6 protein-coding genes and 3 pseudogenes are annotated in these 7,376 nt (G+C 55.9%); 3 read left to right on the top strand and 6 right to left on the bottom strand.

The window, feature by feature from the left end:
* The first annotated feature begins 73 nt into the window (after positions 1-73).
* The 3 genes and pseudogenes from aat to ACQKP4_RS27725 all read left to right on the top strand — a co-directional run.
* Positions 74-754 (top strand): leucyl/phenylalanyl-tRNA--protein transferase, encoded by a 681-nt coding sequence (gene aat, locus ACQKP4_RS27735; RefSeq protein ID WP_427637208.1) that lies wholly within the window; start codon positions 74-76, stop codon positions 752-754.
* Between the two features lie 55 nt (positions 755-809).
* Positions 810-1,517 carry an arginyltransferase gene (locus tag ACQKP4_RS27730; protein ID WP_427637206.1) on the top strand — a complete coding sequence of 236 codons (708 nt, stop codon included), beginning with the start codon at positions 810-812 and terminating at the stop codon, positions 1,515-1,517.
* A 100-nt stretch (positions 1,518-1,617) separates the two neighbouring features.
* A pseudogene (locus ACQKP4_RS27725) lies at positions 1,618-1,695 on the top strand (translation initiation factor IF-1); the annotation flags it as partial.
* Here ACQKP4_RS27725 and rpoB read toward each other — a convergent pair.
* The 6 genes and pseudogenes from rpoB to nusG all read right to left on the bottom strand — a co-directional run.
* A pseudogene (rpoB, locus tag ACQKP4_RS27720) lies at positions 1,680-4,283 on the bottom strand (DNA-directed RNA polymerase subunit beta); the annotation flags it as partial. The pseudogenes ACQKP4_RS27725 and rpoB sit on opposite strands and share 16 nt — an antisense overlap.
* A gap of 220 nt (positions 4,284-4,503) precedes the next feature.
* A complete protein-coding gene (gene rplL / locus ACQKP4_RS27715; protein ID WP_007896630.1) occupies positions 4,504-4,869 on the bottom strand; it encodes a 50S ribosomal protein L7/L12 in 366 nt (121 codons plus the stop codon).
* An 80-nt stretch (positions 4,870-4,949) separates the two neighbouring features.
* Positions 4,950-5,450: a 50S ribosomal protein L10 gene (gene rplJ / locus ACQKP4_RS27710; RefSeq protein ID WP_028621539.1), complete on the bottom strand. Its 501-nt coding sequence runs from the start codon at positions 5,448-5,450 to the stop codon at positions 4,950-4,952.
* A 198-nt stretch (positions 5,451-5,648) separates the two neighbouring features.
* Complete coding sequence (gene rplA, locus ACQKP4_RS27705; RefSeq protein ID WP_019693883.1) at positions 5,649-6,344, bottom strand: 50S ribosomal protein L1; 696 nt, start codon at positions 6,342-6,344, stop codon at positions 5,649-5,651.
* Positions 6,344-6,775, bottom strand: coding sequence for a 50S ribosomal protein L11 (gene rplK, locus ACQKP4_RS27700; RefSeq protein WP_095147410.1), 432 nt, complete (start codon positions 6,773-6,775; stop codon positions 6,344-6,346). Before rplK ends, rplA begins: the two co-directional genes overlap by 1 nt.
* Positions 6,776-6,892: 117 nt before the next feature.
* A pseudogene (gene nusG, locus ACQKP4_RS27695) lies at positions 6,893-7,300 on the bottom strand (transcription termination/antitermination protein NusG); the annotation flags it as partial.
* Positions 7,301-7,376 lie beyond the last annotated feature (76 nt).

Below are 7,376 nucleotides of genomic sequence, written 5' to 3'. Positions count from 1 at the left end.
CGTCGTTTGACGGCAAACTTGGCGGTGGGCCGACGGCCCATCGCTGCCCTCCCCTTCTGTAAGCCCGGATGCCATGCTGACTTGGTTACAACGCAACACCCTGACCTTCCCGCCGCTGGAAAAAGCCATGCGCGACCCCAACGGCCTATTGGCCGCGGGTGGCGATCTGTCCGCCGATCGGCTGATTCAGGCCTACCGCCACGGCTGCTTCCCCTGGTTCTCCGAAGGTCAGCCGATCCTGTGGTGGTCGCCGGATCCACGCACCGTGCTGTTTCCCGACGAACTGCATGTCTCGCGCAGCCTTGGCAAACTTCTGCGCCAGCAACGCTATCAAGTAACCTTCGATCAGGACTTTGCCGCCGTCATCCGCGCCTGCGCTGCGCCGAGAGACTACGCCGACGGCACCTGGATCACTGAAGCGATGCAGAATGCCTACCTCGAATTGCACCACCGCGGTTTCGCGCATTCGGTGGAGGTTTGGGATGATGGCAAGCTGGTCGGCGGCCTGTATGGCCTGGCGATGGGGCAATTGTTCTTTGGCGAGTCGATGTTCAGCCGTGCCGACAACGCTTCCAAGTTCGGTTTTGCCACACTGGTGCGACACCTGAAAGACTCGGGCTTCGTGCTGATCGACTGTCAGATGCCGACCGATCATCTGCACAGCCTAGGTGCCCGAGCCATTCCGCGCCGCGACTTCGCACACTACCTTGCGCAGCACCTGGATCAACCCAGTTGCGCCACATGGGTTTGCTGAGCGACTTTTGCGCGCGTGGCTTACACTTAATTCAAAGTTATCCCGAGGGTTGATCATGACCGAGTTGGCGCGCTTGAAGTTCTATGCCACTCAGCCCCACTCTTGCAGCTATCTGCCAGAGGAGCAGGCCACGACCCTGTTTCTCGACCCTAGTCAGCCCATGGATGTGCATGTCTACGCAGACCTGTCTGAAATGGGTTTTCGTCGCAGCGGCGATCATCTCTACCGGCCCCATTGCCAGAACTGCAATGCGTGCGTCCCGGCGCGCATTCCTGTGGCGCAATTCATTCCGAACCGCCAGCAGAAACGCATTTTCAAACGCAACGTCGATTTGCAGGTACGCCCGGCGAAACCGAAATTCAGTGAAGAATATTTCGATCTGTACCAGCGCTATATCGAACAGCGGCACGCCGACGGCGATATGTATCCGCCGAGTCGCGATCAGTTCTCGACATTTCTGGTGCGCGACCTGCCTTTTTCCCGCTTCTACGAATTTCGCCTCGACGGTCGGCTGGTGGCCGTCGCCGTGACCGATTTACTGCCTAACGGTTTGTCGGCGGTCTACACCTTCTACGAGCCTGCCGAAGAACGCCGCAGCCTGGGGCGTTACGCAATCCTTTGGCAGATCGCCGAGGCCCAGCGCCTGGCACTGGAGGCCGTTTACCTCGGGTACTGGATCAAAAACTGCAAAAAAATGAGCTACAAGACCCAATATCGCCCGATTGAACTGCTGATTAATCAACGCTGGGTCATCCTGAACTAGAACCTCTTGGCTTAAACCCCATTTTTCGGGCACAATGCACGCCGCTTTTGCCTGGCGCAGTTGCACCGGGCCATTCATTGGACACCGAGGGCTTTACTGCATGTCGAAAGAAGACAGCTTCGAAATGGAAGGCACTGTCGTCGACACCCTGCCCAACACCATGTTTCGTGTGGAGTTGGCCACGTTCGGGATGTCTGCAGTGATTTCCTCTGGCCCAAGCTTGGTGTCACGTGCCACACAGGTCAGTTCCTGGATGTGGATCGTGGTGAAGCGATCTTCTTGAACAACTCGCTCCGACAGGCAGATGGAGTCTTCGAAGTTGTAACCGTTCCAGGCCATGAACGCGATGCGCATGTTCTGACCCAGCGCCAGCTCACCCATGTCGGTGGACGGACCATCGGCCATAATGTCGCTGCGCTGAACCCGATCACCTTTACGCACCAGCGGACGCTGGTTAATGCAGGTGTTCTGGTTGGAGCGGGTGTATTTGGTCAGGTTGTAGATGTCGACACCGGCTTCACCGGTTTCAACTTCGTCATCAGCAACGCGAACCACGATACGGCTGGCGTCAACAGAGTCGATCACGCCGCCACGACGAGCCACGACGCAAACGCCGGAGTCACGAGCTACGTTACGCTCCATGCCGGTACCGACCAGCGGCTTGTCAGCGCGCAGGGTTGGTACAGCTTGACGCTGCATGTTCGAACCCATCAACGCACGGTTGGCGTCATCGTGCTCAAGGAACGGGATCAGCGACGCTGCAACCGAAACTACCTGCTTCGGCGATACGTCCATCAAGGTGACGTCTTCCGGCGCCTTGACGGTGAACTCGTTCAAGTGACGAACAGCTACCAGTTCGTCGATCAGCATTTTCTTGTCGTTCATCGTGGCCGAAGCCTGAGCGATCACGTGATCAGCTTCTTCGATGGCGGACAGGAACACGATCTCGTCGGTGACCAGAGCGTCTTTCACCACGCGGTACGGGCTCTCGAGGAAACCATACTGGTTGGTGCGCGCATAAGCGGCCAGGGAGTTGATCAGGCCGATGTTCGGACCTTCCGGCGTTTCAATCGGGCATACACGACCGTAGTGAGTCGGGTGTACGTCACGCACTTCGAAGCCGGCACGCTCACGAGTCAAACCGCCAGGGCCGAGTGCAGACACACGACGCTTGTGGGTGATCTCGGACAGCGGGTTGTTCTGGTCCATGAACTGGGACAGCTGGCTCGAACCGAAGAACTCTTTCACCGCCGCAGCCACTGGCTTGGCGTTGATCAGGTCTTGCGGCATCAGGCCTTCGCTTTCAGCCATCGACAGACGCTCTTTGACCGCACGCTCAACACGTACCAGGCCAACGCGGAACTGGTTCTCGGCCATTTCGCCTACGCAGCGAACACGACGGTTACCCAGGTGGTCGATGTCATCGACGATGCCTTTGCCGTTACGGATGTCGACCAGAGTCTTCAGAACCGCGACGATGTCTTCTTTGCACAACACGCCCGAACCTTCGATCTCGGTACGACCGATACGACGGTTGAACTTCATCCGGCCGACCGCAGACAGGTCATAGCGCTCAGGGCTGAAGAACAGGTTGTTGAACAGGGTTTCGGCAGCGTCTTTGGTCGGCGGCTCGCCTGGACGCATCATGCGATAGATCTCGACCAGCGCTTCCAATTGGTTGCTGGTGGAGTCGATCTTCAGAGTGTCGGAGACGAACGGACCGCAGTCGATATCGTTGGTGTACAGAGTTTCGATGCGAACAACCTGAGCCTTGGCGATTTTTGCCAGAATCTCGGTATTCAGCTCGGTATTGCACTCTGCCAGGATTTCGCCGGTTGCCGGATGCACGATGACCTTGGCGGTAGTGCGACCCAGGACATAGTCCAGAGGCACTTGCAGCTCTTTGATCCCTGCTTTTTCCAACTGGTTAATGTGGCGAGCAGTAATACGACGACCCTGCTCGACAATAACCTTGCCTTTGTCATCCAGGATATCCAGGACAGCAATTTCACCACGCAGGCGCTGAGGCACCAGTTCCAGATTGAGGTTTTCACCCTGCACGTGGAAGACGTTGGTGGTGTAGAACGCGTCGAGCACTTCTTCAGTGGTGTAGCCGAGCGCGCGCAGCAGTACCGATGCAGGCAGCTTGCGACGACGGTCGATACGCACGAACACGCAATCTTTCGGGTCGAACTCGAAGTCCAGCCACGAACCGCGGTAAGGAATAATACGTGCCGAGTACAGCAGTTTACCGGAGCTGTGCGTCTTGCCACGGTCGTGGTCGAAGAACACGCCCGGGGAACGGTGCAGCTGGGAAACGATTACACGCTCGGTACCGTTGATTACGAAGGTACCGTTCTCAGTCATCAGGGGGATTTCACCCATGTAGACTTCTTGCTCTTTAATGTCCTTGATCGCTTTGTTCGACGATTCTTTGTCGAAAATGATCAGGCGCACTTTTACCCGCAAAGGTACGGCGTAAGTTACACCGCGCAATACGCATTCTTTGACATCAAATGCCGGTTCGCCCAGGCGATAACCGACGTACTCCAGCGCAGCATTGCCGGAGTAGCTGATGATCGGGAAAACGGATTTGAAGGCCGCATGCAGGCCCACGTCGCGGAACTGATCTTTAGTCGCTCCCGCTTGCAAGAATTCACGATACGAATCCAGCTGGATGGCCAGGAGGTACGGCACATCCATGACGTCCGGCAACTTGCTAAAGTCCTTGCGGATACGTTTTTTCTCAGTATATGAGTAAGCCATCAGCGTTCCCCAGCTTGGTCACCTGCTTGTTTGGCCCCTCCCGACGGGAGCAGCCAGAAAATCGTGCAAACCCCATGGTTTGCGCCACCGCATCGGGTGGTTACAGCTCGTTACCAGCACCGACCCAGTCGGCTGCCAATAACGGAAAAAGGCCGGTGGCAAGAGCCACCAGCCATCAGCCTTTCGCTTAACGCTCGGGCTGGAGGTGCAAAGTCGATGCTTACTTCAGCTCGACTTTAGCGCCTGCTTCTTCCAGAGTGGCTTTTGCTTTGTCAGCTGCGTCTTTCGATACAGCTTCCAGAACGATGCCAGGAGCGCCGTCAACTACTGCCTTGGCTTCTTTCAGGCCCAGACCGGTCAGTTCACGTACTGCCTTGATCACGTTAACTTTCTTCTCGCCAGCTTCGGTCAGCATGACGTTGAATTCAGTTTGTTCTTCAACAACGGCAGCAACAGCAGCTGGACCAGCGGAAGCAGCGGCAGCAGAAACGCCGAACTTCTCTTCCATGGCCTTGATCAGCTCAACGATTTCCAGAACGGATTTTTCGCCGATTGCTTCGATGATTTGGTCGTTAGTCAGAGACATGACTATAAATTCCTGTATTGGGGTGACAGCCTACGCGGCCATCGAAATAAACAATAAACGCTGAAAGGAGTCGCTCAGCCTTAGGCTGCGGCAGCTTCTTTCTGGTCGCGAAGGGCCGCCAGAGTACGAGCCAATTTGCTGGTTGCGCCTTGAATCACGCTCATCAGCTGAGAAATTGCTTCGTCACGGGTCGGCAGACTTGCCAGTACGTCGATCTGATTAGCTGCGAGGAACTTGCCCTCGAACGCAGCTGCCTTGATCTCGAACTTATCCTGACCTTTTGCGAACTCTTTGAAGATACGAGCAGCAGCGCCCGGATGTTCTTTGGAGAATGCAATCAAGGTCGGGCCAGTGAACACGTCGTTGAGCACGTCATATTGAGTGCCAGCAACGGCGCGCTTGAGCAGGGTGTTACGTACAACACGTACGTAAACGCCAGCTTCACGAGCCTCTTTACGGAGTCCGGTCATAGCGCTTACTGTCACGCCGCGGGCATCAGCCACAACAGCAGACAGGGCAACATTGGCAGCCTCGTTGACTTCAGCGACGATGGCCTTCTTGTCTTCGAGTTTAATTGCCACGGGTTTAACTCCTGCTTGTTACCGTTTCATCCAACCGGAGCCGGATGTCGTTTTGGTGTCTGATTCGGTAAGGAACCGGGAGCACCATCTGCGTAGGCTTGAGGTTTAAGACTTGCGTCGCCTACGGTCTTGGATAGCCCCCGCCAGGCAGGGACCCCAATCTTTCAATTGGCGCAATCGCTTGCGCCAACCTGTGTCTTACGCGTCGAGCGAGCCTTGGTCGATGACCAGACCTGGGCCCATAGTGGTGCTCAGGGTAACGCGCTTGACGTAAATGCCTTTCGAGGAAGCTGGCTTGATACGCTTCAGATCAGCGATCAGGGCTTCAACGTTTTCCTTCAGCTTGACGGCATCAAAGCCGACTTTGCCAACGGAAGTGTGGATGATGCCGTTTTTGTCGGTGCGATAACGAACCTGACCAGCCTTGGCGTTTTTAACCGCGGTAGCTACGTCTGGAGTTACGGTGCCAACTTTAGGGTTAGGCATCAGACCACGTGGACCGAGGATCTGGCCCAACTGACCTACAACGCGCATGGCATCCGGGGATGCGATAACTACGTCATAGTTCAGATCGCCGCCTTTCATTTCGGCAGCCAGATCGTCCATACCTACACGGTCAGCGCCGGCAGCCAGAGCGGCCTCAGCAGCTGGACCTTGGGTGAACACAGCAACGCGAACGGTCTTGCCAGTGCCGTGCGGCAGCACAGTAGCGCTACGAACAACCTGGTCAGATTTACGCGGATCAACACCCAGGTTTACAGCGACGTCAAACGACTCGCTGAACTTGACGGTCGACAGCTCAGCCAGCAGAGCAGCAGCGTCTACAAAGTTGTAGGCCTTGCCTGCTTCGATTTTGCCGGCGATAGCCTTTTGACGCTTGGTCAACTTAGCCATTACACACCCTCCACGTTAAGGCCCATGCTACGAGCAGAACCGGCGATAGTACGCACGGCTGCTTCCATATCAGCTGCAGTCAGATCCGCGTTTTTGGTTTTCGCGATTTCTTCCAGCTGAGCACGGGTCACAGTGCCAACCTTAACGGTGTTCGGACGAGCAGAACCGCTAGTCAGACCAGCAGCTTTCTTCAGCAGAACCGAAGCAGGCGTGGACTTGGTTTCGAACGTGAAGCTACGGTCGCTATAGACAGTGATGATCACTGGAGTCGGCAGACCTGCTTCAAGACCCTGAGTACGGGCGTTGAAAGCCTTGCAGAATTCCATGATGTTCACGCCGTGCTGACCCAGAGCAGGACCAACAGGTGGGCTTGGGTTAGCCTGAGCGGCCTTCACTTGCAGCTTGATGTAAGCGGTAATCTTCTTGGCCATGAGGCACTCCAATTACGGGTTCAAACGCCTCGAAAGGCTCCCCGGTTACTTGCGCGTTTATCCCAGTGACGACAAAACCCCACAGCCTAGGGCTGCGGGGTTGGGATGCTTGATCAGCTAGACCTTTTCGACCTGGCTGAACTCTAGCTCTACCGGAGTAGAGCGACCGAAAATGAGTACCGCCACTTGGATCCGGCTCTTTTCGTAGTTAACTTCTTCGACCGTACCGGTGAAATCAGCGAACGGCCCGTCATTGACACGTACCGACTCACCCGGCTCGAACAACGTCTTCGGCTTCGGCTTGTCGCTACCATCAGCAACACGACGCAGAATCGCTTCTGCCTCTTTATCTGTGATAGGTGCCGGCTTATCAGCAGTACCGCCGATGAAGCCCATCACCCGAGGAGTATCCTTGACCAAGTGCCAAGTACCCTCATTCATGTCCATCTGAACCAGCACATAACCTGGGAAGAACTTGCGCTCGCTTTTGCGTTTCTGGCCATTACGCATTTCAACCACTTCTTCAAAGTCAGCCGCTATAGCGGATCGAAATCACCAAGCTCCTCACGGACGTCCGAAATGGCGTACTCAAGCAATTCAA

The sequence above is a fragment of the Pseudomonas sp. NPDC086278 genome, assembly GCF_050280905.1.
Taxonomy (GTDB): Bacteria; Pseudomonadota; Gammaproteobacteria; order Pseudomonadales; family Pseudomonadaceae; genus Aquipseudomonas.
This window is presented reverse-complemented; position numbering and strand designations above follow the sequence as displayed.

Bases quoted from the DNA above. Each gene is read 5' to 3' on its own strand.
- aat (WP_427637208.1), top strand. From the start codon at position 74: ATGCTGACTTGGTTACAACGCAACACCCTGACCTTCCCGCCGCTGGAA.
- ACQKP4_RS27730 (WP_427637206.1), top strand. From the start codon at position 810: ATGACCGAGTTGGCGCGCTTGAAGTTCTATGCCACTCAGCCCCACTCT.
- rplL (WP_007896630.1), bottom strand. From the start codon at position 4,869: ATGTCTCTGACTAACGACCAAATCATCGAAGCAATCGGCGAAAAATCC.
- rplA (WP_019693883.1), bottom strand. From the start codon at position 6,344: ATGGCTAAGTTGACCAAGCGTCAAAAGGCTATCGCCGGCAAAATCGAA.
- rplK (WP_095147410.1), bottom strand. From the start codon at position 6,775: ATGGCCAAGAAGATTACCGCTTACATCAAGCTGCAAGTGAAGGCCGCT.